We start from the raw sequence: 25753 nt of genomic DNA, 5'->3' as shown, positions 1-25753 counted from the left end.
TTGGGTCTAAAATTTTCAGATTATAAATTTGTGTCACCACGCAATTGCCTGTATTTTTTTCGAGCTTCAATAAAGTAAATACTGTCCTGATGACTGAAAATTATTTTTTCGTAAAGCGGTTTTGCTTTCTCGGGTTCTTGTAATTTGCTATTATAAATTTCTGCCGAAAAATATAAAGCTTCATCCATATAAATTCCATCAGCGTGATGGTCAATTATATTTTGAAACTGACCTAAAGCCGAATCATTGTCATTCAACTTTTCATGAATCCCCCCCAAACGCAACAATGTCACCGTCTCAATCTCTTGTCCTTTGAAGCTTTTCAAAATTGACTGAAACTGCTCAATCGCTTCCTGGTTCCTGTTTTGATATAACAAATAATCCCCTTTGGCAAATTGTTTCAAGGCCGTTTGTGTCGAATCGGCAATGGTGTTGTCATTGATTAAAAGGAAATATTCCATTGCGTCATTGGCAATCAATTCTGAATTGGCGGCTTTCAATTCCTTGAATTGTTTCAACGCCCAGACAAAATCTCCTTGAAAATAACTCGTTTTGGCGGCTTTCAAACTCGCTTCGTGCGCTACCTCGTCATTTTTTAAATCTTCCTCAATTTGCGAATAATAAAGCAATGCCTGATTGTATTTTTCCTCATAAAGAAAAACATCAGCCAACATCATTTTGGCCTGAGCCGCTTCGTAATAGTTCAGTTGTAAATCGAGTGCTTTCTTGATTATTGCTTTTCCCTCCTCGGGTTTTCGCAAATTAAAAGCCACAAAATGCGCCTGAATAAGTTGCAAAGATAGTGTAAAAGGACTTGTTTCATATTCCTTCAACAAATCCTCCAATTCGATGTTAATGGAGGCAAAATCCTTTTCCTGTGCCTTTTCGATTTTTATTTTTATCAAGTAGGAATTTACCTGAATGAGTAGTTCAAAATCGTTGGTGTTTTCCAAAACAAATCCCAGAATTTCTTTAGCCGCTTCCTCATTATCCTCATCGATGGCAAGTTGTCCTATATTTACGATTCCGGAAAGTGATTTAGGATTGCGTTTGTAGATTGCTTTTTCCTGGATAAAAGCCTTTCCAAACTCTTTTTGTTGCACATAATACCAACTCAAATAATGGTTCCAAAAAACGTCTTGATTTTTCTGAGCTCTTATAATTAATGCTTTTCGAAAAGTTTCGTTGAAGTTTTCATCGCCTTCATCGACCATAAAACGAGCCAACTGATTCTGGATTTGAATCGAATTCTGTGGGTTTTCAAAAGCTTCATCGAGAAAAGTGGAAATCATCATTTCGGCATTGCCAAGTTGACCATAAAGCAGCGCCATTTGATAATTAAAATTATACTTTGGCTCTATGGCTATTGCCGTTTGGTAGGATTTCAAAGCATATTCAATCAAGACTTTTTTCTCGAAAGAATTCGAAATTCCATAAACCTCATTTGGCTTATTCTTGATTCGTTCGATAGCCTCATCGTAATACTTTTTGGCGGAAGTCTCGTTCTTTTGCAACTGGAAATTATAACCCAATTCGACCAAAAGATTCCCTTGTTTGTATTTGTCCAATCGCTCTCGAATCGCTTTTTCGGCAACGTCAAACTGTTGTAATTGTTGGTAACAGTCAATAATTCTATTGAAATACTGATAGTTTTGAGGTGTTTCTTTTACTAATTCTTCAAAACTGATTTTTGCTTTCTCGAAATCACCTTTATCAAAATAATATTGCGCCAATTGCTCGTTTTGCGAGAAACACGCCAACGAAAAAAACAGGACGATATGTAGAAAGAAGTATTTCATTTCAAAAGCGTTCGGTATTTGGTGTTCAGTTTACAAAAGGAGTTTTGTCCAATAAGGAACCGAACACCGATTACTGAGAACTGAACACTAGTTAATCTATAATATCAAACCCACAATAGCTTCTTAAAGCCTCCGGTATTACAATCCCTTCCTGTGTTTGGTAATTTTCTAAAATTCCCGCTAAAACTCTTGGCAAAGCCAATGAACTCCCGTTTAAGGTGTGAGCCAATTGGTTTTTTCCATCTTTGTCCTTGAAACGCAATTTCAAACGATTCGCTTGAAAAGTTTCAAAATTAGAAACCGAACTGATTTCTAACCAACGTTCTTGCGCCGTAGAATATACTTCGAAATCATACGTCAAAGCTGATGTGAAACCCATATCACCGCCACAAAGACGCAATATTCTATACGGTAATTTCAATTCTTGCAAAATGCTTTTTACGTGTTCTACCATTCCGTCCAAGGCTTCGTAGGATTTATCAGGATGTTCCACTCGCACGATTTCAACTTTGTCAAACTGGTGCAAACGATTCAATCCGCGAACTTGAGCGCCATAAGAACCGGCTTCCCGACGGAAACAAGGCGTGTATGCAGTCGTTAAAATTGGTAATTCGTTTTCATTCAGAATCACATCACGAAACAAATTCGTTACCGGAACTTCGGCAGTTGGAATCAAATATAAATTATCGGTGGCGTCGTGGTACATTTGCCCTTCTTTATCGGGCAATTGTCCCGTTCCATAAGCCGAAGCTTCGTTGACCATGTGCGGAACCTGAACTTCATTGTAGCCTGCAGCTGTGTTTTTATCAAGAAAATAATTGATTAAGGCTCGTTGTAATTTGGCTCCTTTTCCTTTGTAAACCGGAAATCCAGCACCTGTGATTTTTACACCTAATTCAAAATCGATGATATCGTATTTTTTTACTAATTCCCAATGGGGTTGCGCACCTTCGTGTAAAACGGGAATTTCGCCTTCTTCAAAAATGTTTAGGTTATCTTCAGGGGTTTTTCCTTCAGGAACAATATCAGCTGGAAGATTGGGTAAAGTGTATAGTTTTTCTATAAGATCGTCGGCCAATTGGTCGGCAGTTTCAGCCAGTGCTTTACTTTTTTCTTTTAATAAAAATGTTTTTTCTTTGAGAATGGCGGCTTTTGACTTTTCACCGTTTTTCATCAATTCGCCAATGTCTTTGGATAATTTATTAGATTCGGATAAAATTCCGTCCAACTCCACTTGTGTGGCGCGACGTCTTTCATCCAGTTGTACCACTTCTTCAACAACACCTGTGGCATCTATATTTCTTTTTGCCAAAGCCTTGATTACTTTTTCCTGATTCTCTCTAATAAATGCTATTTGTAACATAACTTGATTTTTTTAACTCTTTGTTTTCAATATAAGGAAGCAAATTTAAGGAAATGTTTTTATAAAAAGGGGGAATCAAAAAGTTAAGAACGATTTAGACGATAATGGTGAATTGTGTTTGTGCTTTTTCTGCTATTATAGATTGTATTTCTGATAGATTACTTATTTTTAGCATAAATATTTCAGTCAATGAAAAAAATACTTCTCTTCGGTTTTCTGTTGTTTACCTCTTTCGTTTTTTCGCAAGAAAATCTTGTTTTATTTGAAAAAATGAGAGCATCTGAAGCTAACTCTGCTTCAAAACTTATGTCGGTAAAAACCAATCCTAATACTGCAAATTATGACATTACATACCATAAATTAGAATGGAATATCAATCCAGCCATCTATTTTATATCCGGAAAAGTAACGACTACTTATATCGCACTTTCGAATATGACGAGCCTAACTTTCGATTTAGCTAACACATTAACAGTAAGTTCCGTAAAAAAAGGGGTTGATAATTTGGCTTTTACACAAACGGAAACCGAATTGCAAATTACTTTACCCACAACTCAACCAAAAGGGATTTCTGAAACAGTTGAAATCAACTATTCCGGAACACCTCCCTCTTCTGGTTTTGGCTCGTTTGAAACCACTACACATAATGGAATACCCATAATGTGGACTTTATCTGAACCTTTTGGAGCAATGGAATGGTGGCCTTGTAAGCAAGATTTGAATGATAAAATAAACAGCATTGATGTTTATATAACTGCTCCAAGTCAATATACAAGTGTTTCTAACGGTGTAGAACCCGAAGCACCTGTAATTAATGGCCCGAACAAAACCACTCATTTTCATCACAATTATCCCATTCCTGCATACTTAATTTGCGCGGCAGTAACTGATTATGCTGTTTACAATCAAACTGGTGGAACTATTCCGAATCAATATCCAATTGTGAATTACATTTATCCAGAAAATTTCACTCCAACTGTTCAAAACCAATTGGCACAAACACCATTGATATTGAATTTATTCGAAAATTTATTAGAAATCTATCCTTTTCATGACGAAAAATATGGTCATGCTCAGTTTGGTTGGGGTGGTGGAATGGAACATACCACGGTTTCATTTATGGGTAGTTTTGGAAGACAATTAATAGCGCATGAAATGGCGCATCAGTGGTTTGGAGATAAGATTACTTGTGGCACTTGGAAGGATATTTGGCTCAACGAAGGATTTGCAACATATCTTGCCTCGATGGTTATTGAACATTTTGATGGTGATGTGGCTTTTACAGCCGATAAAACTAATATGATCAATTCAATAACTTCCATCACAAACGGAGCTGTTTATCTTACGGATACCGAAGCTACAAATGTTAACAGGATTTTTAACAGCAGATTGTCGTATTATAAAGGCGCAATGGTTTTGAATATGCTACGTTTAAAAATGGGTGATGCGTTGTTTTTTCAAGGATTAAAAAATTATTTAGCCGATACAGATTTGGCCTATAAGTATGCTGTCACATCTAATTTGCAAACGCATCTCGAAGTGGTTTACGGCAGTAGTTTGACTGCGTTTTTCAATGATTGGGTTTACAATCAAGGTTATCCTACTTATTCGATTGCTGTTCAAAATAATTTTAATGGCACGGTTGCTTTAAGTGTCAATCAAACGCAATCGGATGCATCGGTATCTTTTTTCGAAATGCCACTTCCTATTCGAGTTTTTGGAGCTAGTGGCGAACAGGTGGACTTTGTTTTAAATAACACTTTCAATGGAGAACCTTTTGTTAAAAATGTTCCTTTTGTGGTTACAAGTGTAGTTTTTGATCCGAAAAAAGATTTAATTTCTAAAAATTCCAGTATTACATTGGCCACAGAAAATTTCAAATTAGAAGGTATAACGTTATATCCAAACCCAACTAATAATAAAATATATCTAGATTTTCCAAAAGAAATTTCTCTTCAAAAAACTATCATTTATAATGCTTTAGGCCAAAAAGTTAAAGAAACAACTTCGCCTACCTCTTGGGATGTTGGTGCTTTTTCGGAAGGTGTTTATTTTATTAAAATATATACAAATGAGGGAACTAAACAATTTCAATTTGTGAAAAAGTAAACTTTAAAAGCAGTTGGTGGATTTTAAAAAAGCGATGTGCTATGGCGTTACTATTAAACTCTTTTAATCTCGTGACCCACAAATTCTTCCAAAGTGGCAAACATATCATCAACGGAAAGCACTTCGAAATTGGGATGGGTTTTTAGAAAATTAGCGTTCAAGGTAACCAAATTTTCATCTATTTCGAAAAAAACATCATTGTTGAGCAAGTCTCTCGTGGGGTTTACGCCTTCTAATTTACCTTTTAGGAATTTATTGAGCTTTACACTGCTCATTAATTTCACTTTTTTGGATTGTTGTTGAAACAATTCCAAATGGTTGTAGGCCCCAATGAGTGCCAAACCTTCTTCTATCAATTCGTTCAACTCCTTGTCCCAACTCAAATTATATACAAATTGCGAAAAGTTTCCTGCAACATATTGCGACGTATAATAATCTAAATAATAGCTCGTTAAAGCATCTTCGTGGATGAAATCGTCATCTATTTTTTCCTCACGCATTAAGTTAATTACCGAAATATTGGAGTTGACAACATCTTGACTGTTTTCACTGTTGAAGGCTGTTTCTGAAACTATTATTCTGCCGAATTCCATCCGTTTTGTGTTTAAATATTGGCTGCAAAATTCGGGTAAATAATAACAGAAACGAAATTTTGTTTAGCCTTTGTCAAAATTTAAACTTTGACAAAGGTGTTTTGGAGACAAAAAAAAGCTCCATCGATGAAAAAGTAGCTTTTTGCTATTCTAGCATAAACGGTGTTTTTTAATTCGTTTTCATTGGCGGCAAGTCAAATGCTTTTGAATCACATTCAAAATTATTGCGGTGTGAACCGTCACAAAAAGGTTTGTTGGTTGATAACCCACAACGGCAAAGGCCTAGCGATGTTCGACCCTGAAGTCCAAAAATGTTTCCTTCTTGGTCTACTATTTCAAAATCCCCTTCTATTTTTATAGATCCGTTTTTGTTAATTGTTAGTTTTGATTTGCTCATATTGTTTTTATTTTAGAGGCCAAAGATTGTAAAATATTTTCTGATTACATCAATTCCTGTTTTTTATTATTTATTAAAGGTTCTAAATCAATAACGGAATCTTAGTGAATTAAATCGTCACCGCTCTTTTGCTGATTCATTTTTGCCACTAAAGCTTTCAATCGCAAGGCGCTTGCTTTTTTCTCATCTTGAATTTTAGTGTTTTTTCGTTTTAGCAATTTGGCGTGTAAAGTCTTGTTGTTAGTCTTTTTTTCAGGTCCTTTTGCCATAATTTACAATGATTTATTGTACACAAATATAAACAAAGGGAATGATTAAATTATTATGAAACCGTTTTGAAATCTCAAATCCCCTAGCCCCGATAGCTGTGGAAATCCTTTTGCTTTTTCCTTTTAAAAGCAAAAGATTGCAACGGATAGCAGGAGATTGATTCAAAAAAACCAACAATGAGCGCTCCGGATTGCCACGTTCCTCGCAATAACAATAAATAATTCCTTATTTTTGCAGCAAATTAAACTGAATTATGCTACAGAATCCAAAAAGATATACCATCACGGCGGCATTGCCATATACAAACGGACCGATTCACATTGGGCATTTGGCGGGTGTTTATGTGCCTTCGGATATTTATTCTCGCTATTTGAGATTGCAAGGAAGAGATGTTTTGTTTGTTTGCGGAAGCGATGAACATGGTGTAGCAATTTCGATGAAAGCAAAGAAAGAAGGGGTTACGCCTCAGGAAATAATCGATAAATACGATGGGATAATTCGAAAATCGTTCACGGATTTTGGAATTTCATTTGATAATTATTCTAGAACATCCGCTAAAATTCATCACGATACAGCATCAGAATTTTTTAAAAAATTATACGATAAAGGTGATTTTATAGAGCAAGTTACCGAGCAATTATATGACGCAAAAGCAAATCAATTTTTAGCCGACCGATTTGTAGTTGGAACTTGCCCAAAATGCGGACATGAAGAAGCATATGGCGATCAATGCGAAAAATGTGGTTCGACGCTGAATGCAACGGATTTGATTAATCCAAAATCAACAATTACGGGAGAAACCCCGATTATGAAATCGACGAAACACTGGTTTTTGCCTTTGGATCGTTATGAAGAATTTTTGAAAGAGTGGATTCTCGTTGGACATAAAAACGACTGGAAACCTAATGTTTACGGGCAAGTAAAATCGTGGATAGACGGCGGATTGGAGCCTCGTGCGGTAACTCGTGACCTCGATTGGGGGATTGACGTTCCGGTTGAAGGTGCCGAAGGAAAAAAATTATATGTGTGGTTTGATGCGCCAATTGGCTATATTTCTTCTACAAAAGAATGGGCATTGCGCGAAGGAAAAGATTGGGAACCGTATTGGAAAGATCAGGACACGAAACTGGTTCATTTCATCGGGAAAGACAATATCGTTTTTCATTGCATCATATTTCCGGCGATGTTGAAAGCCGAAGGGAGTTGTATTTTACCAGACAATGTTCCTGCAAACGAGTTCTTGAACTTGGAAGGAAATAAATTATCGACGTCTAAAAACTGGGCGGTTTGGTTGCACGAATATTTGGAAGATTTCCAAAATCAGCAAGATGTTTTGCGTTATGCGTTGACATCAAATGCACCAGAAACGAAGGACAATGATTTTACTTGGAAAGATTTTCAGGCGAGGAACAATAATGAATTGGTTGCGATTTTTGGAAATTTCATCAATCGTGTCGTGGTTTTAACCAATAAATATTACGAAGGAATCGTTCCAAGTCCGAACGGATTTTCGGAAGTGGATACGGCGACTTTGACCGAATTGAAGGCCTATCCAGCCGTGATTTCGAGTTCTTTGGAACGGTATCGATTCCGGGAAGCTTTGGGCGAATTAATGAATGTTGCCCGATTGGGAAATAAATATTTGGCCGACGAAGAGCCTTGGAAAATGGTAAAAACCGATCTGGATCGTGTACAAACCCAAATGTATGTGGCTTTGCAAATTGCGGCTGCTTTGCGTGTTTTGTGTGAGCCGTTCTTGCCTTTTACCGCTTGCAAATTATCCGGTATTTTGAAAACAGATTTAAAATTAAGCTGGAATGATGTTGCAACAAATTCCGATTTGATTCCTGCAGGACACCAAATTGGAGAAGCAGAATTGCTTTTTGCCAAAATTGAAGACGATGAAATCCAAAAACAAATAGACAAATTGGAAGCAACAAAGACAGCTAATTTAGCCGAAAACAAAGTGGTTGAACCACAGAAAGAAACCATTCAATATGATGATTTTGCCAAAATGGATTTGCGTGTGGGTACAATCATTGAAGCTGAAAAAATGCCAAAAACCAACAAATTGTTGATTTTGAAAATCGACACCGGAATTGACGTTCGCACCATCGTTTCGGGAATTGCCGAGAGTTTTTCGCCAGAAGAAATCATTGGCAAACGCGTGACAGTTTTAGTGAATTTAGCGCCAAGAAACCTTCGTGGCGTCGAAAGTCAAGGAATGATTTTGATGACGAATAATGCTGAAGGGAAACTGGTTTTTGTGAATCCTGATACGGATGGAGTTGGGAATGGGGAGACAATAAATTAAAAATTAGCTGCAAATTTCTAAAAATTTTTAATTCATGAATTCGTGGCAAAAAAAATAAAAATGAAGCTAAAAGTAATTGCTTTCGATGCTGATGACACCTTGTTTATCAACGAACCTTATTTTCAGGAAACGGAACAAAAATTCTGTGGTTTGATGGAGGATTATTTGTCGCATCAAGGAATTTCGCAGGAACTTTTTAGAGTGGAAATCGACAATTTAAAAATCTACGGTTACGGCATCAAGGCTTATATTCTTTCGATGATTGAAGCGGCGATGCGAATTTCTAACAATACCATTTCCATTGAAGTTATTGAAAAAATAATCGAATACGGGAAAGAATTACTCGAAAAACCAATTGTTTTATTGGATGGAGTTGAAGAAACACTGGAAGTTTTACACGGAAAATACAAATTGATTGTCGCTACCAAAGGCGATTTGTTAGACCAACGCCGAAAACTGCACGATTCCGGTTTGGGGCATTATTTTCACCATATTGAAGTAATGTCAGACAAGCAAGAAAAAGATTATTCTGATTTGATAAAACGTTTGGAGATACAACCCGCTGATTTTTTTATGATTGGCAATTCCTTAAAATCAGATGTTTTGCCGGTTTTGGCAATTGGCGGTCACGCGGCGCATATTCCGTTTCACACCACTTGGGAGCACGAAAGAATCGACCATACAATTGAACACAAAAATTTTTACGCTTTCGAAAAAATGACTGATGTTTTAAAAAAAGTACAATAGTGAAAGCCTTTTTAGACTTAGAAAATTGGCCAAGAAAAGAGCATTTTTTGTTTTTTAAACAATTCAAAGAACCTTTTTTCGGAATCACCACAACCATCGATTGCACAAAAGCCTACGAAACGGCAAAACAATTAGAAACTTCCTTTTTTGTATATTATTTGCACAAAACAATTGCCGCGGTGAACACTGTTGAATCTTTTCGCTATCGAATAATAGACGATGCGGTTTGTGTTTTTGACATTATAAATGTATCCGCTACGATAATGCGTGACGACGAAAGTTTTGGGTTTTCGTTGATTGAATATTCGCCAGATTTTGCTGTTTTTTCGGAAAACACATTCGAAGAAATTCAAAGAATAAAAAATACACCTGGCCTTTTTACCAGAGAATTCCCTAGCGAGAACGTGATCCATTTTTCTGCAATTCCTTGGGTAAATTTCACCTCTATTTCTCACGCCAGAAGTTATACTTTTCCGGATAGTTGTCCGAAAATATCTTTTGGAAAAATGATGGTTGATGAAAACGGAAAAAGAACAATGTCAATGTCGGTTCACGTACATCACGGATTAATGGATGGTTTTCATGTGGGACAATTTGTGGATTGTTTTCAGGAATTGATGAATAAATAAATCCAGTGTTTTAGTTCGTGAATTTGGTTTTTCGGATTGAAATTCCGTCAGGATAAAAACTAAAAAAAGGCTTCCGTTTCCGAAAACCTTTTAATATAAAAACCCTTCTTGGATTTATTTTCCTAAAAGCAGTACGTCATTTGCCACTACTTCTGTAATATATCGTTTTTCACCGTTTTTATCGTCATAACTTCTATGAGTAAGTTTGCCGTCAATAGCGATTTCTTTCCCTTTAGTAACGTATTTTTCGATGATTTCGGCGGTTTTTCCCCAGGCAACCACTTTGTGCCATTCGGTTTGTTCCACTTTTTCTCCCTTATCATTTTTGTAACTATCGTTTGTGGCGATAGTAAAATTAGCTACTTTTTTCCCTCCGTCAAGATTTTTGATTTCTGGATCGTTACCTACATGTCCAATTAACTGTACTCTGTTTCTCATTGCATTCATGGCTTATAAAATTTAAATTGTTAGTATAAATGTTGAATTGTTCGTTCAAATCAACAAGGCAAAGATGCGATGACTCTAAAATTTTATTCGGTTAATAACTACTTACTTTCGGTTGTAGTTATTTGTAACCGTTTGTAAATGGATAGTATATTTACTACCTTGGTCAAAACTAAACCTCTTTATGCAAACAGAAATCAACAAAGTTGAACTTCGTAATCTAAGAATCGAAGATTATAAAGAATTAAAACATTCGATGATCGAGGCCTATCCTGGAATGATTAATTCGTACTGGAAAGAAACACACATTGAAAATCTCCTACGATTATTCCCTGAAGGCCAACTTGTGATTTTGGTTGATGACATCGTTGTTGGTTCTGCTTTATCGTTAATTGTCAATGAAAGAATTGTTGAAAAAAATCATGATTACGCAAAAATAACAGGGAACTACACCTTTTCAACACACAATCCTGACGGTGAGGTATTATATGGGATTGATGTTTTTGTACATCCAAAATACAGGGGGTTGCGTTTAGGGCGACGAATGTATGAGGCGCGCAAGGAAATTTGCGAACAACTGAACTTGAAATCAATCGTCTTTGCAGGAAGAATTCCAAATTATGGGCAATACGCCGAAGAATATTCGCCAAAAGAATACATAGAAAAAGTAAAAAGAAAAGAATTGCACGATCCGGTGCTTTCCTTTCAGCTAAGCAATGATTTTCACGTAATGCGGATTATGAAGAATTATCTTGAAGGGGATAAACTTTCCAAAGAATTTGCCGTTTTACTAGAATGGAACAATATCTATTATGATGAAAGCCCTAGAATAATTAACCTTGAAAAAAGCGTTATTCGATTAGGATTAATCCAATGGCAAATGCGTCAATTAAATAATCTGGATGCTTTATTTGAACAATCTGAATTTTTTATTGATGTTGTTTCTGGTTACGGAAGTGATTTCGCGCTATTTCCAGAGTTATTTACCGCGCCTTTAATGGCAGATTACAATCATTTAACAGAAGCCGAAGCTATTAGGGAATTAGCAAAACACACAGAGCCCATTCACAAACGATTTCAGGAATTTGCCATTTCGTACAATATAAATATCATTACCGGAAGTATGCCATTTATAGAAGATGGATCTTTGTATAATGTTGGTTTTTTATGCAAAAGAGATGGAACTTCTGAAATGTATGCTAAAATTCACGTAACGCCAAACGAAGTTCAACATTGGGGGATGAAAGGTGGTTCAGAAATTAGAACTTTCGATACAGATTGTGGAAAAATAGGAATCATGATATGCTACGACGTCGAATTTCCTGAACTAGCAAGATTGATGTCAGACGAAGGAATGAATATCTTGTTTGTTCCGTTTTTAACTGACACTCAAAACGCCTATATTAGGGTCAAGCATTGTGCTCAAGCAAGGGCTATCGAAAACGAGTGCTATGTTGCAATTGCGGGATGTGTGGGGAATCTTCCAAAAGTGAACAATATGGATATTCAATATGCGCAATCAGCGGTATTTACCCCTTCTGATTTTGCGTTTCCAAGCAATGGAATAAAAGCAGAAACCACAACAAATACGGAAATGACGCTGATTGTAGACGTGGATTTGGATTTATTAAAAGAACTTCATGAACACGGAAGTGTTAGGATTTTAAAAGATCGAAGAACTGATTTGTATGAAATTAAAAGAGTAAAACTATGAAAACTTGCCTTGAATGTGAAGATAAAATTGTAGGTCGCGAAGATAAAAAGTTTTGCAGCGACGGCTGTCGTAACGCCTACAATAACAAAATAAACAAAGACAGCACTAATTTTATGCGCAACGTGAACAATAAGTTACGCAAAAATTATCGCATCCTTTCGGTGTTGAATGTTGATGGAAAAGGAAAAGCCACAAGAGCAAAACTCTTAAGTAAAGGTTTTGATTTTGAGTTTTTCACCAATATATTAGAAACAAAAACTGGAAATACTTATTATTTTGTTTACGACCAAGGCTATCGTGTTCTGGAAGATGATTATTATATGTTAGTTAAAAAAGAAATATAAACCCAAAACGTACAGTGATGAAAAAAAATTATTCCTCCCTTGTTTCTGTTGTATTTATCCTTGCAATTCTTGCATTATTTTTCTACACAATGATGCCACAACGGATCCCTAAAAGGGAAGTTCCGCTTTCGGAATTTTCGACCCAAAGAGCTTTAAAACAAGTCAAAAACATTTCTAAGGAACCCCATTTCGTGGGTTCGGAAAATCATGATGTTGTTGCAAACTATTTGGTAAAAGAATTGCAAAAAATGGGGTTGGAAACTTCCGTTCAAGAAGGTTTTGCTTTTTCAGATTGGGGAAATCTAACAAAATGCAAGAATGTCTTGGCGCGAATAAGGGGGAACGACAGTAAAAAAGCTTTGCTTTTGCTTTCGCATTATGACAGCGCTCCACATTCAGCTTCTCACGGCGCGAGTGACGCTGGTTCTGGAGTGGCAACAATTCTCGAAAGTGTTCGTGCTTTTGTTTACAACAAAAAACCACATAACAACGACATTATCATTCTTTTTACAGATGCAGAAGAATTGGGTTTGAATGGTGCGGCACTTTTTGTAACCCAACATAAATGGGCAAAGGAAGTGGGCTTGGTGCTAAATTTTGAAGCCCGAGGTTCTTCAGGTCCAAGTTATATGTTGATGGAAACCAATAATGGAAATGCTGGATTGGCAAAAGAATTCGCAAAAGCAAACGCAAAATATCCCCTTTCTAATTCATTGATGTACAGTATTTATAAAATGTTGCCCAACGATATGGACATGACTGTTTTTAGAAAACAAGGGAATATTCATGGCTATAATTTTGCCTTTATGGACAGTCATTTTAATTATCATACGGCTCAAGACGACGTCGATCATTTGAGCAAAAATACACTGGCACACCAAGGCACTTATCTGATGCCATTATTGAATTACTTTTCGAATGCCAACATAAGCGGTCCACAAACTAATGAAGATGACGTGTATTTTACAATTCCTTATGCTTTTATTCATTATCCGTTTGACTGGGTTTTGCCAATGGTGATTGTTGCATTTGCGTTTTTATTATTGTTGATCTTCGTGGGAATGGGCAAACGAATTTTATCGTTCAAGGAAATTGTAAAGGGATTTATTCCATTTATAGGTTCTGTAATTATTTCTGGATTAATTACCTTTTTTGGATGGAAAGGATTGCTGAGGGTTTACCCACAATACAACGATTTGCTCAACGGATTTACGTATAACGGACACGATTATATGGCGGCTTTTGTACTCTTGAGTTTGGCAATTTGTTTTGCTTTTTATCAAATTTTTTCTGCTAAAAAACTGACTATGAACCATTATGTAGCTCCATTATTGATTTGGATCATCATCAATTTAGGTATTGCTATCTTCCTAAAGGGAGGGAGCTATTTCATAATTCCTGTTTTTGCGGGATTAATGATGCTGGCTTATTTTATTCTTACTCAAAAATCAAATTGGAAACTGAACCTGTTTTTTAGCGTTCCTGCATTGCTCCTCATAGCTCCATTTGTTCAAATGCTACCAATTGGTTTGGGATTGAACATGCTATTTGGTATTGCTATTCTTACGGTATTGGTGTTTGGATTATTACTGCCTGTTTTTGGTTCATTTAAACGAAAAGGAATACCATCCTTAATCTTGTTTATACTAGCTATTGGCTTTTTCGCTAAGGCACATTATAATTCCGGTTATGAATTAGGCAAAGCCAAGTCCAATAGTTTATTATATGTTCTTGACGCCGACACAAACAAAGCTTTTTGGGCAACTTATGACATCAATCTTGACGAATGGACAAAGGCATATTTGGGAGAAAACGCAAAAAATGCCAATGAATTAAATTCGCTTTCATTACCAAGTAAATACAAAACTGGATATACTTATATGGCCGATGCGCCAGTGAAAGAAATGGCAAGAGCCACGATCGAATTCCTAAAAGACAGTGTTTCCGGTTCAAATCGCTATTTAAAAATACGGATTACGCCCAACCGAAAAGTCAACAGGTATGATGTTTTTGCCAATGAAGATTTAGACATTCAAAATTTCAGGGCTAATGGCTTGACGCTTTTAGGTCAAAAAACTTCAAAATATATCCGAAAAAGAAAACATATTATAAGTTATTATGTGGTAGACCAACTTCCGCTGGAAATGGAATTTAATGTTCCTGTTTATAGTGTTTTAGATTTGAATTTAATGGAAAGCTCTTTCGACTTGATGAAGAATCCGCTGTTTTCAATGACAAAAAGGGCCGATTGGATGATGCCAACCCCTTTTGTGTTGAATGATGCCGTGATTATTAAAGAAAAAATAAGGCCTCCGCAAAAAAAAGAAAGTCTTATTCCGGTTATAGAAGCAAAAAAAAATCCATTGGTAGTGCCCACTTCTAATGATTCTATTCAATTAGAAAAATGACACAAATCAGCATTCTGGGTTGCGGTTGGTTGGGTTTGCCTTTGGCGAAAGCCTTGCTGAATAATGGTTTTTCAGTAAATGGTTCAACGACTTCAAATGAGAAACTTTCTGTTTTAGAAAACTCGGGGATTCAACCGTTTCTAATTACGCTTGAAAGCAAAAGTGTTTCAGGAAATATAAAAGGATTTTTGGAAAACTCTAAAATTTTAATTGTCGATATTCCTCCCAAATTAAGGGGGAATTCGAAAGAAGATTTCGTTGGAAAAATAACAACCTTGATTCCGTTACTTGAAAAATCCGATATCGAAAACGTGCTTTTTATTAGTTCGACATCTGTTTATGGTGATGGCAATTCTATCGTAACCGAAGAAACAAAACCTCATCCGGAAACCGAAAGCGGTAAACAATTGTTGCAATCAGAACAACTTTTGCAAAGCAATTCCAACTTTAAAACCACCATTCTTCGCTTTGGCGGATTGATTGGAGAAGGTCGACATCCCATAAAATTTTTGGCAGGTCGCGAGAATCTTGAAAACCCAGAAGCACCCATAAATCTCATTCATCAGAAAGATTGCATTGGAATAGTTCGAGCCATTCTTCGACAAGCTCTCAATGACAAATTTATTTGGGGAGAATCTTTCAATGCCGTGGCTCCTTTTCATCCGAGTCGAGAAACCTATTATACCCAAAAAGCCAAAGATCTAAATTTGGCCTTACCAAAATTTAATCACGAAAAAATTTCTGTTGGAAAAACAATTTCAAATGGTAAAATAAAAACTATTTTAAATTATACTTTTACCGAACCAAATTTATAAAGTGAAAGCTAAAATTAAGAACGCTGTTTCCTCTAAAGTAAACGCTATTGGTTTGCCAATAATCGCCTTGTGTTTTGTTTGTTTTTTCTGGGGCACCACTTGGATTGCCTCAAAAGAAGGTGTAAAACATATGCCCGCTTTGCAACTCGCCGCTATTAGGCAATTTATAGGAGGGTCTCTTTATGTCTGTTATTTCTTGTTTAAAAAAGCACCTTGGCCGAAAGGAAAACAATGGAAAACGATCCTCATTTTGAGTGTTCTCAATTTTGCATTAAGCAACGGACTCAGTACTTGGGGTGTGAAATACATCAGTAGTGGTTTGGGCGCGATCATCAATGCCATTTTCCCTTTATGGATTGTAATAATTACACTTTTTAGGGGAGAAAGATTAGCTCGATTGGCCGTGTTTGGATTAATAATAAGTTTTGGGGGAGTTTGCGTCATTTTTTATGACCATCTTAATGAAATTATAAAGCCCAATTTTACTTTTGGGATTTTACTTTCGATAATTGCCACTATTAGTTGGGCTTTCGGGAGTTTATACACCAAGAAAAAAGCAGCTTCTTTCAATCCTTATTTTAGTCTCGGATTACAAATGGTGATTTCAAGTGTCTTGCTTTTTGCCATAACTGGGGCTACTGGTACCGGAGTAGCCGTAAATTTAATTCCTGTAAATTCCTGGTGGGCGATTGCTTATTTGGTCATAATTGGTTCGGTTTTATCTTTTATCGCCTTTATTTATATGTTGCAAAGACTTCCTCCCGAAATAAACAGTATTTATGCTTACGTCAATCCTATTATTGCCGTTCTTTTGGGCGCAATGATTTTTGGAGAACCACTCACAATAGCAATTGGCATAGGAGGTGTTGTTACTTTGGGCGGCTTGTATATGGTCAATTATTCGATGCGAAAAGCTAGGTTGTAATACGATTAAAACAAAAAAATTCCCACGCGCAAACTTGGGAATTTTTATACTAAATAGTTTCAGTTACCAGATTTTCACTCTTTTTTCTGGAGCAATATACATTCCGTCTCCCGCATTGATATTGAAGGCTTCATAAAAAGCATTGACGTTTTGCAAAGGAACATAAGCCCTATACATTCCTGGTGAATGTGGATCTGTTTTTAATTGATTTTTTAAAGCTTCATCACGAATTTGTGAACGCCATTTTGTTGTCCAAGAAATATAAAATCGCTGTTCTGGAGTGTAGCCATCTATTAATTCGGGCCTTCCATTTTCTTTTAAAAACAACTGCAATCCGTCATAAGAGACATTTACGCCTCCTAAATCTCCAATATTTTCGCCCAAAGTGAATTTCCCGTCAATATGAATTCCTGGCAATGGTTCTATCGCAGAATATTGATTGGCAAGTGCGCCTGTTAAGACTGTAAATTGTTTTAAATCTTCGGCTGTCCACCAATTATTTAAATTCCCATAGGCATCATAACGAGAACCTGAATCATCAAATGCGTGAGAAACTTCGTGTCCAATGGTACATCCTATTGAACCATAATTTACGGCATCATCTGCTTGATAATTGTAAAAAGGAGATTGAAGTACCCCTGCTGGAAACGTGATTTCGTTAAAGGAAGGGTTGTAAAAAGCGTTTACTATTTGAGGTGATGTTCTCCATTCTGTCTTATCAACAGGTTTATAAAGTTCGTCTATGTCTTTTTGGAAACTCCAACGACTAATGTTTTTCATATTCTCAAAATACGTTCCGCCTTCATCCGGGCTGTTTAAAGTCAGCGAGGAATAATCTTTCCATTTGTCAGGATAGCCAATTTTTGCTTTTATTTTGTGCAATTTTTCAACCGCACTTATTTTGGTAGCGGGTGTCATCCAAGGTAAATTATTGATTCGGTTTTCGAAAGCTAGAAAAATATTCTTGATCATTTTCTCGGCCTTCACTTTGGCTTCTGGTGGAAACTTTTTCTCTACATATAATTTCCCAAGTGCCTCTCCAACCACTCCATTAATTACCTGCAAGGCTCTTTCGTCACGAGGTCTTTGTTTCATTGCCCCAGTCAGGGTTTTGCCATAAAACTCCCAATTTGCCACTTCAACGGTTTTAGACAATTTCCCTGAAGAACTATTTAGTAAAGACCAACGCAAATAGGCTTTCCAGTCTTCGACCTTGTTTTCTTTGAAAATGGCCTCTAAGGCAATCATATATTTAGGTTGCGTAACAACTAAAGAATCCACGTTCTTCAAACCAATATTTGTCAAATAGGAATTCCAATCTATGGAGGGGGTTAGTTTTTGCAAATCAGAAACCGTCATTGGATTATATGATTTTCGTCGATCTCTTCTTTCCACTCTATCGAATCTTGGTTGAGACATCGCTGTTTCTAATGCCAAAATTTTGTCTGCATCAGATTGGGATTTTTTGGGTTTTTCCCCTAAAAACTGTAACATTCTAGCCACATGCAAAACGTATTTTTCTCTTTTTTCTTTAGAATCCTTGTCGTCAGAAATATAATAATCACGGTCTGGCAAACCTACGCTTCCTGGGCCAACATATATCAAGTTTCTATTGCTGTTCTTGGCATCGCTACTAATTCCAACACCCATAAAGCCAATACCGCCAATAGGTTCCATTTCGATTAACAATGCCTGTAAATCCTTAACGTTTTTTATTGAATTGATTTTAGCCAAATAAGGTTTAAGCGGAGACAATCCTTTTTTATTTCTGCTAATGGTGTCCAAAATGGATTTGTACAGATTTACCGCTTTTCCTTGATCGGTATTGGATTGGTATTTTGGATTTTCGGTTGCTTCTTTCAATATATTTAAAGCGTCGATATCCGTTTTTTGACGTAATTCATCATACGTTCCCCAACGTGTTTTGTCTGCAGGAATTTCGGTTTTTTTAAGCCAACCTCCATTAACGAATTTATAAAAATCTTCGTTTGGTTTAACTGATAAATCCATATTCGAAATAATAACCCCTTCTTTTTGCTGAACTGGCGTTTCTTGTGCAAAAATTGATGAGAAGCCAATGATTGTCGGGATAACAAAAATCAATTGTTTTCTTAAATGTATTTTCATTTATTTTGATAGTTTAGTTGTTTCACAAATCTATTTATAAAATCCCCAAAAAACATTTAATCTATTTAGAAAACAACACTCTATAAGTTTAGAATTTTATTCAATCAAAGATGTTTTTTGTACATTGCTATTTCAGGACAGAACAAGGATGTAATTTAAAAAATTCCCAAGCGCAAACTTGGGAATTTTTTATGGTTTTAATTTTTTTACCAGATTTTTACCCTTTTCTCTGGAGCAACATACATTCCGTCTCCTAGGTTGATGTTGAATGCTTCATAAAAGGAATCTATATTAAGTAATGGCACATATCCACGGTAAATTCCTGGCGAATGTGGATCGGTTTTTACCAAGTTTTTTATGGCTTCGTCACGCATTTTTGTTCTCCAAACCGTAGACCAAGAAATAAAGAAACGCTGTTCTGGTGTATAGCCATCGATTAATCCAGGATTTCCGTTTTCTTTTAAATAGATTTGTAAACCATCATAAGCCGCGTTTAGTCCTCCTAAATCCCCAATGTTTTCCCCCAAAGTAAATTTTCCATCAACGAAAGTTCCCGGCAAAGGTTGCAATGCACTGTATTGGTCAGCAAGCGCACCTGTTAAAGCCGCAAATTGTTTCTGGTCATCTTCCGTCCACCAGTCTTTTAGGTTTCCATCAGCATTGTAACGGGATCCAGAATCGTCAAATCCATGTGAAATTTCGTGACCAATTACGGCTCCAATTCCTCCATAATTTACTGCTTCATCTGCTTGATAATTATAAAATGGCGGCTGCAAAATGGCGGCTGGAAACACAATTTCGTTATACGAAGGATTGTAGTATGCGTTTACCGTTTGTGGAGACATTCCCCATTCTGTTTTATCAACTGGTTTGTACAATTTATCTAAATCTTTTTTAGAACTCCAACGAGAAATGTTTTTTGAATTTTCAAAATAAGTTCCCCCTTCTTCCGGGCTTTCTAAAGTCAGTTTTGAATAATCTTTCCATTTGTCTGGATAACCAATTTTTACTTGTGATTTATGGAGTTTTGCAATAGCACTTACTCTTGTTTCTACTGACATCCAGGGTAAATTATTAATACGGTTTTCGAAAGCAAGAAAAACATTTTTAATCATTTTTTCTGCTTTGGCTTTGGCTTCCGCCGGAAATTTTTTCTCTACATATAGTTTTCCAAGTGCTTCTCCGGTGGGCCCATTAATTACCTGCAAAGCTCTTTCGTCGAGAGGTCTTTGCTTTATGGCTCCAGTCAACGTTTTACCATAAAATTCCCAGTTTGCGGTTTCAAGAGTTGTTGATAATTTAGAGGATGACCTGTTTAACAATGTCCAACGCATGTAGGCTTTCCAGTCTTCGACTTTGTTTTCCTTAAAAATAGCTTCTAAAGCTTCCATATATTTTGGTTGCGAAACAATCAAAGAATCTGCTTTTGTTAATCCTGTTTTTGTTAAATAATCTTTCCAATCAATAGTAGGTGTCAATTTTTGCAAATCAGAAATTGAAAGTGGATTGTATGATTTTCTGCGGTCTCTTCTTTCAACTCTGTCCAATCTCGGTTTTGACATTGCGGTTTCTATTGCTAGAATTTTATCGGCATCTGCTTTTGCGTCGTTTGGAGTTTCGCCTAAAAGTTCTAACATTCCGGCTACATGCAAAACATATTTATCTCTCTTTTCTTTTGAGTCTTTGTCATCAGAAACATAATAATCTCGGTCTGGCAAACCTAAACTTCCTGGGCCAACACTAATGACATTTCTATTGCTATTCTTAGCGTCTGAGCCAATGCCAACGCCAAAAAAACCAATGCCGCCTATGGGATCCATTTCTATTAAAAACGCTTCTAAATCTTTGGAGTTTTTTACTGCATTGATTTTTTCTAAATACGGTTTTAACGGAGACAGCCCTTGTTTGTTTCTGCCAACTGTATCCATAATAGTTTTATACAGATTTATAGCTTTGCCTTGGTCTGTATTTGATTTGTAAATAGGGTTTTTTGCAGCTTCTGCCAAAATTTCAAGAGCATCTTTGTCTGTTTTTTGACGCAATTCATTAAAACTTCCCCATGTAGTTTTGTCGGCAGGGATTTCGGTTTTATCGAGCCAACTTCCGTTTACAAATCGATAAAAACTATCGCTGGGCCTTACTTCCAAATCCATATTCGAAACATTAATTCCTGGTTCTTGGCTTGCTGGTGTATTTTGTGCTTGAATTGAAGTAAGTCCAATGATTGCGGGAATCACAAAAACAAGCGCCTTATTGAAGTCTATTTTCATTTTTTTAATGATTTGATTACTAATACAAAGCTATACTTATTTTTTAATTAATTGCCCTAGTTTGTTTAAAAACAACATTGTGTTAAATTAATTTAAAAGCAATTGTCCTTTTCGTACTTTTACACGAAATGTTTTTTATGAAAACCATTCTCTATAAATACCGAAAATTCTTGACGGGGTTTTTGGTTTTTTCCGCTATTACGCTATCCTTTTTTTATACGGCTTTGAAGCCGGCGAAAACCTTGCCTATATTCAATCCGGTAGATGTAAATCCTGAATTAGTTGATAGTACGGTTCAATATATTAGCAAATACCACACAATTACTGATTTTTCGTTTACCAATCAAAACGGAAAAACCATCACTCAAAAAGACTATGAAGGTAAGATTTATGTTGTCGATTTCTTCTTTACAACTTGTGGATCTATTTGCCCGAAAATGACGACTAACCTAGTCGATGTGCAAAAAGCTTTTCTTAATAATTCAAAGGTAATGTTGTTGTCGCATACTGTTTTTCCTGAAATCGACAGTGTTTCTGTTTTGAAAAAATATGCCAAAACGTATGGCGTGAATGATAACAAATGGAACCTAGTTACTGGGGGCAAAAAAGAGATTTACACAATGGCACGAAAATCCTATTTGGTCGTAAAACTAGGAAAGCCAGACCAACTTTATGATATGGTGCACACCGGAAATTTTGTGCTTGTAGATACAAAAAGACAGGTTCGTGGCTTTTATGAAGGAACCGAAAAGGAGGAGATTCAAAGGTTAATCGATGACATCAATTGGCTTTTAGAAGATGGAAAAAAATAGTAAACCTAATAATTGTCATTTAATATTCTTTTTTTATCTGTACTTTTGTAATCTAAATTCAATCTAAATAAGAATTTGAAAACTACGATTGCCAACTTAAAAAAAGGAGATAAGGCCCTGATCATCGATTTTGATGTCGAAGCCATCCCGTTAAAACTTTTGGAAATGGGGTGTTTGCCTGGAAATCAGGTCGAATTGCTCCAAATTGCTCCCTTAGGCGATCCTTTATTCTTAGATATAAATGGTTCTCACCTTGCTATTCGAATCGAAACCGCTCGTGAAATTGGAGTTGAAATTGTTGCAAAATAAGTTGAAATGAGCAAGCAAACCATTAATGTCGCTTTAATTGGAAATCCTAATACAGGAAAAACCTCTGTGTTTAATGCCTTAACAGGATTGAATCAGCAAGTTGGAAATTATCCCGGAATTACTGTTGAAAAAAAAGTGGGCTTTTGTAAATTGTCCAACACCATCGATGCAAATATTCTTGACTTACCGGGTACCTATAGCTTGAATGCAAGTTCTATAGATGAAAGCGTTGTTATTGAACTATTATTAAACAAGAACGACAAACTCTATCCTGATGTAATTGTTGTGGTTGCCGAGGTCGAAAATTTGAAGCGCAACTTATTGCTTTTCACTCAAATCAAGGATATAGAGATTCCAACAATTCTAGTCATTAATATGATTGACAGAATGGATTATAAAGGGATTTCACTCGATATTCCATATTTAGAAAGCCAGTTAAACACAAAAATTGTATTAGTAAGTACCCGAAAAAAATCTGGGATTGAAGATTTAAAAAATTTAATTACCACTTACAAAACCATTTCAACAGAACCCTGTTTAAATGCCTCTTCAATAGATGATAATTATTTTGAATCCTTAAGAAAAACATTTCCAAATCAGTCATTATATAAGCTTTGGTTAGTTATTACACAGGACGTAAATTTTGTTGATTTAAATAGAAAATCCTTAAAGAACACTTCGTTTACAAAAACCAATTCGGAGTTAAAACGCTTACAACAAAAAGAAACAATCAAGAGATATCAATATATAAATGAAGTCTTGAAATTGGGTCAAAGAGTAAATTCGGCTACAGCCAAAGATTTTAGAAGTAAACTAGACCGAATTCTAACCCATAAAGTTTGGGGATATTTTATATTCTCTCTAATATTATTCGGAATTTTTCAGTCCATTTTTGAATGGTCAAAAGTTCCGATGGAACTAATTGATCAATCCTTTGCCGATTTAAGTTCTTTGGCAAATAAATTCTTGCCACCTGGTTCATTTACAAACTTAATTGCTCAAGGAATTATTCCTGGAATTGGTGGGATTTTAATTTTTATACCTCAAATAACCTTTTTGTTTTTATTCATTTCTATCCTCGAAGAAAGTGGCTATATGAGTCGAGTAGTCTTTTTGATGGATAAAATTATGCGCAAATTTGGCCTTTCAGGAAAAAGCATAGTGCCTTTAATTTCAGGAACTGCTTGTGCTATTCCAGCAATTATGGCTACTCGAAATATCGAGAACTGGAAAGAAAGATTAATCACCATATTGGTAACTCCATTTACCACTTGTTCGGCTAGATTACCCGTTTATGCCATTATCATTGGACTGGTAATTCCAGATCAATATGTTTTTGGTTTCTTGAATTTACAAGGACTAACATTAATGTTGTTGTATCTATTAGGTTTTGCAATGGCAATAATTTCGGCTTATGTGCTTCACAAAGTGCTTAAACTAAACTGCAAGACATTCTTTGTTGTTGAAATGCCTAATTATAAGTTACCCTTATTAAAAAATGTGGTGATAAATGTTATCGAAAAAACAAAAGCATTTGTTTACGGAGCAGGAAAAATCATCTTGTCAATTTCAATTATTTTGTGGTTTTTGGCATCGAATGGTCCAACAAATAAATTTAGTGATGCTGATGCTATTATTACATCGAATACAGAGAATATTGGAATAGATAAAACAGAACTTAAAAACAAAATAGCTTCTTATAAATTAGAAAACTCTTATATTGGAATAATGGGAAAAGCGATTGAACCTGCTATTTCACCATTGGGATATGATTGGAAAATTGGCATAGCTATTATTAGTTCATTTGCAGCAAGAGAGGTTTTTGTGGGAACCTTAGCAACAATATATAGTGTAGGTGGTAGTGATAATGAAGACACCATAAAAAATAAAATGGCCGCTGAAGTTCATCCTGAAACAGGAAATAAGATATTTAATTTTGCCTCAGGAATTTCTCTATTGTTGTTTTATGCATTTGCCATGCAGTGTGCGAGTACTCTTGCGGTGACCAAAAAAGAAACTAATAGTTGGAAATGGCCTCTAGGTCAATTAATTTTTATGAGTAGTTTTGCTTATATTGTAGCTTTGTTAGCTTATCAAATATTAAAATAACTGATTATGTTACAAGAGATTTTAGCTTATATTACACTAGGAATTGCTGTTTTGTTTTTGATTAAAAAATTCTTTTTCAAAAAGAAAAAAAGCGATAAAAATTGTGGTGATGGTTGTGGTTGTCACTAAAGTTATTCTAAATAAAATATTTGAGTTGATTACTCTTTTTGAATACTAAAAATTAATTGACGCTGTTTTTCAATTTCACTGCTTTTATTTTCAATCATTTTAAGGCTCTCTTCTATTTCTTTTTCTTTTTTTGCAAATAAATCTTTCGCATCTTTTTCATAAATTAAAATTAAGTTTTATTCTTAACTTTTTATGAAGGTAAAGTTAGCGGGGCCAGTCTTCTAAATTGTATTCAGAAACATTTTGAATAAAATCCTGTATTCCAGATTGAGCACCTTTGCTCATCGTTCTAGTAACTTCTTGTGTAACCAATGCTTATGAAAACCTTATTCCGGTTGATTACGACGACAAAAAAGTGTTTTTGTTTTGAAATTTAAGGTATAATTTACAAAAAAAAGAATAAAACCCTAATTTAGTTTCACATAAACATTCATAGCTATCTTGTTAGAAATAGTCAAGATAGTTTGGTTAACTCTAATTTTTAAAGACAAATCAAAACTTTCTTTAGCCAATATTTCAATTGTGGAGCCTAATGCAATTTCTTGTTTGTCTAAGTATTTCAAGAATTCGGCTGAGCTATCCTTTACTCCAACACATATCCCTTGTTGATTTTCTATTAATTCTGAAAGTAATTGTTTATCGATAGTAATTATTTGACCTTTGGCATTAGGAATTGGATCACCATGTGGGTCTTCGGTAGGGTTGCCTAAAAAATCATCTAGTTTATTAATTAATTTTTCTGATTTAATATGTTCCAATTGCTCAGCAATATCATGAACCTCATCCCAAGAAAAATCTAATTTTTCAACTAAAAACACCTCCCATAAGCGATGTTTTCTAACAATCATTTTTGCAGATAATTTGCCTTTTTCTGTGAGTGAAACACCTTGGTACTTTATATGATTTACTAAGTCCTTTTCGGATAATTTTTTAATCATATCCGTAACCGATGATGGTTTTGTTTCCATCATTTCGGCAATAGCATTCGTACTCACTTCGGATTTAGTGATTCCAGCAAGGTGATAGATGGTTTTAAGATAATTTTCTTCTGAAAATGTCATTTGATTTATGGTTCTAGATTAACGATTTTAGATTGCAGATTATAGAATTTTAATAAAAAAATTGA

At 35.5% G+C, this 25753-nt stretch carries 22 protein-coding genes; 13 read left to right on the top strand and 9 right to left on the bottom strand.

All coding sequences use genetic code 11. The annotated features are described in order from the left end of the window. Positions 1-20 precede the first annotated feature (20 nt). The gene (locus tag AABM59_RS00670) at positions 21-1799 is read right to left on the bottom strand and encodes a tetratricopeptide repeat protein (protein WP_338407051.1); all 1779 of its coding nucleotides are present in this window, start codon (positions 1797-1799) and stop codon (positions 21-23) included. Positions 1800-1890: 91 nt separating this feature from the next. Then, positions 1891-3162: a serine--tRNA ligase gene (serS, locus tag AABM59_RS00665; RefSeq protein ID WP_338407050.1), complete on the bottom strand. Its 1272-nt coding sequence runs from the start codon at positions 3160-3162 to the stop codon at positions 1891-1893. 189 nt (positions 3163-3351) lie between these two features. On the opposite strand from serS, the gene AABM59_RS00660 reads away from it, so the two are divergent. After that, a complete protein-coding gene (locus AABM59_RS00660; RefSeq protein WP_338407049.1) occupies positions 3352-5271 on the top strand; it encodes a M1 family aminopeptidase in 1920 nt (639 codons plus the stop codon). Between the two features lie 53 nt (positions 5272-5324). On the opposite strand, the gene AABM59_RS00655 is transcribed toward AABM59_RS00660, so the two are convergent. The 3 genes from AABM59_RS00655 to AABM59_RS00645 form a co-directional block, all read right to left on the bottom strand. Then, the gene (locus tag AABM59_RS00655; RefSeq protein ID WP_338407048.1) at positions 5325-5864 is read right to left on the bottom strand and encodes a hypothetical protein; all 540 of its coding nucleotides are present in this window, start codon (positions 5862-5864) and stop codon (positions 5325-5327) included. Between the two features lie 169 nt (positions 5865-6033). Next, a complete protein-coding gene (locus AABM59_RS00650) occupies positions 6034-6261 on the bottom strand; it encodes a CDGSH iron-sulfur domain-containing protein (protein ID WP_338407047.1) in 228 nt (75 codons plus the stop codon). Positions 6262-6362: 101 nt separating this feature from the next. Further along, positions 6363-6530, bottom strand: a complete 168-nt coding sequence (locus tag AABM59_RS00645) for a hypothetical protein (protein WP_338407046.1) — start codon at positions 6528-6530, stop codon at positions 6363-6365. A gap of 254 nt (positions 6531-6784) precedes the next feature. Here AABM59_RS00645 and metG point away from each other — a divergent pair, with 254 nt between their 5' ends. From metG to AABM59_RS00630, 3 genes are read left to right on the top strand one after another with little or no spacing between them, the layout of a single operon-like run. Then, positions 6785-8845: a methionine--tRNA ligase gene (gene metG, locus AABM59_RS00640; RefSeq protein WP_338407045.1), complete on the top strand. Its 2061-nt coding sequence runs from the start codon at positions 6785-6787 to the stop codon at positions 8843-8845. A 60-nt stretch (positions 8846-8905) separates the two neighbouring features. Beyond that, entirely contained in the window at positions 8906-9592 is a 687-nt protein-coding gene (locus tag AABM59_RS00635) for an HAD family hydrolase (protein WP_338407044.1), read from the top strand. Continuing rightward, the gene (locus AABM59_RS00630; protein WP_338407043.1) at positions 9592-10221 is read left to right on the top strand and encodes a chloramphenicol acetyltransferase; all 630 of its coding nucleotides are present in this window, start codon (positions 9592-9594) and stop codon (positions 10219-10221) included. Before AABM59_RS00635 ends, AABM59_RS00630 begins: the two co-directional genes overlap by 1 nt. 114 nt (positions 10222-10335) lie before the next feature. Here the strand turns inward: AABM59_RS00630 and ssb are convergent, their stop codons facing one another. Continuing rightward, on the bottom strand, positions 10336-10668 hold the full coding sequence (gene ssb, locus AABM59_RS00625) for a single-stranded DNA-binding protein (protein WP_338407042.1): 333 nt from the start codon (positions 10666-10668) through the stop codon (positions 10336-10338). A gap of 181 nt (positions 10669-10849) precedes the next feature. Between ssb and AABM59_RS00620 the strand changes: the two genes are divergently transcribed. The 5 genes from AABM59_RS00620 to AABM59_RS00600 are packed head-to-tail and all read left to right on the top strand — an operon-like array spanning position 10850 to position 16871. After that, positions 10850-12379 (top strand): bifunctional GNAT family N-acetyltransferase/carbon-nitrogen hydrolase family protein, encoded by a 1530-nt coding sequence (locus tag AABM59_RS00620; RefSeq protein ID WP_338407041.1) that lies wholly within the window; start codon positions 10850-10852, stop codon positions 12377-12379. Further along, entirely contained in the window at positions 12376-12723 is a 348-nt protein-coding gene (locus tag AABM59_RS00615; RefSeq protein WP_338407040.1) for a hypothetical protein, read from the top strand. The genes AABM59_RS00620 and AABM59_RS00615 overlap by 4 nt, the downstream gene beginning before the upstream one ends. Positions 12724-12740: 17 nt before the next feature. Next, positions 12741-15131, top strand: a complete 2391-nt coding sequence (locus AABM59_RS00610) for a M28 family peptidase (protein WP_338407039.1) — start codon at positions 12741-12743, stop codon at positions 15129-15131. Continuing rightward, complete coding sequence (locus AABM59_RS00605; protein WP_338407038.1) at positions 15128-15946, top strand: NAD-dependent epimerase/dehydratase family protein; 819 nt, start codon at positions 15128-15130, stop codon at positions 15944-15946. The genes AABM59_RS00610 and AABM59_RS00605 overlap by 4 nt, the downstream gene beginning before the upstream one ends. 1 nt (position 15947) lies before the next feature. Beyond that, positions 15948-16871 carry an EamA family transporter gene (locus AABM59_RS00600; RefSeq protein ID WP_338407037.1) on the top strand — a complete coding sequence of 308 codons (924 nt, stop codon included), beginning with the start codon at positions 15948-15950 and terminating at the stop codon, positions 16869-16871. 63 nt (positions 16872-16934) lie between these two features. On the opposite strand, the gene AABM59_RS00595 is transcribed toward AABM59_RS00600, so the two are convergent. Then, entirely contained in the window at positions 16935-18998 is a 2064-nt protein-coding gene (locus AABM59_RS00595; RefSeq protein WP_338407036.1) for a M13 family metallopeptidase, read from the bottom strand. 206 nt (positions 18999-19204) lie between these two features. After that, on the bottom strand, positions 19205-21268 hold the full coding sequence (locus AABM59_RS00590; protein WP_338407035.1) for a M13 family metallopeptidase: 2064 nt from the start codon (positions 21266-21268) through the stop codon (positions 19205-19207). 137 nt (positions 21269-21405) lie between these two features. Here AABM59_RS00590 and AABM59_RS00585 point away from each other — a divergent pair, with 137 nt between their 5' ends. The 4 genes from AABM59_RS00585 to AABM59_RS00570 all read left to right on the top strand — a co-directional run bounded on the left by AABM59_RS00585 (position 21406) and on the right by AABM59_RS00570 (position 24627). Next, on the top strand, positions 21406-22080 hold the full coding sequence (locus tag AABM59_RS00585; protein WP_338407034.1) for an SCO family protein: 675 nt from the start codon (positions 21406-21408) through the stop codon (positions 22078-22080). Between the two features lie 75 nt (positions 22081-22155). After that, positions 22156-22389, top strand: coding sequence for a FeoA family protein (locus AABM59_RS00580; RefSeq protein WP_338407033.1), 234 nt, complete (start codon positions 22156-22158; stop codon positions 22387-22389). Between the two features lie 6 nt (positions 22390-22395). Beyond that, a complete protein-coding gene (feoB, locus tag AABM59_RS00575) occupies positions 22396-24498 on the top strand; it encodes a ferrous iron transport protein B (RefSeq protein WP_338407032.1) in 2103 nt (700 codons plus the stop codon). 6 nt (positions 24499-24504) lie between these two features. After that, positions 24505-24627: a FeoB-associated Cys-rich membrane protein gene (locus AABM59_RS00570; protein ID WP_338407031.1), complete on the top strand. Its 123-nt coding sequence runs from the start codon at positions 24505-24507 to the stop codon at positions 24625-24627. A gap of 407 nt (positions 24628-25034) precedes the next feature. Here AABM59_RS00570 and AABM59_RS00565 read toward each other — a convergent pair whose 3' ends face one another. Further along, the gene (locus AABM59_RS00565; RefSeq protein WP_338407030.1) at positions 25035-25688 is read right to left on the bottom strand and encodes a metal-dependent transcriptional regulator; all 654 of its coding nucleotides are present in this window, start codon (positions 25686-25688) and stop codon (positions 25035-25037) included. Positions 25689-25753: the final 65 nt, after the last annotated feature.

The organism is uncultured Flavobacterium sp., from assembly GCF_963925185.1.
GTDB lineage: Bacteria > Bacteroidota > Bacteroidia > Flavobacteriales > Flavobacteriaceae > Flavobacterium.
Note: the sequence above shows the minus strand (reverse complement) of the source record. Positions and strands in the feature narration are given on the sequence as shown.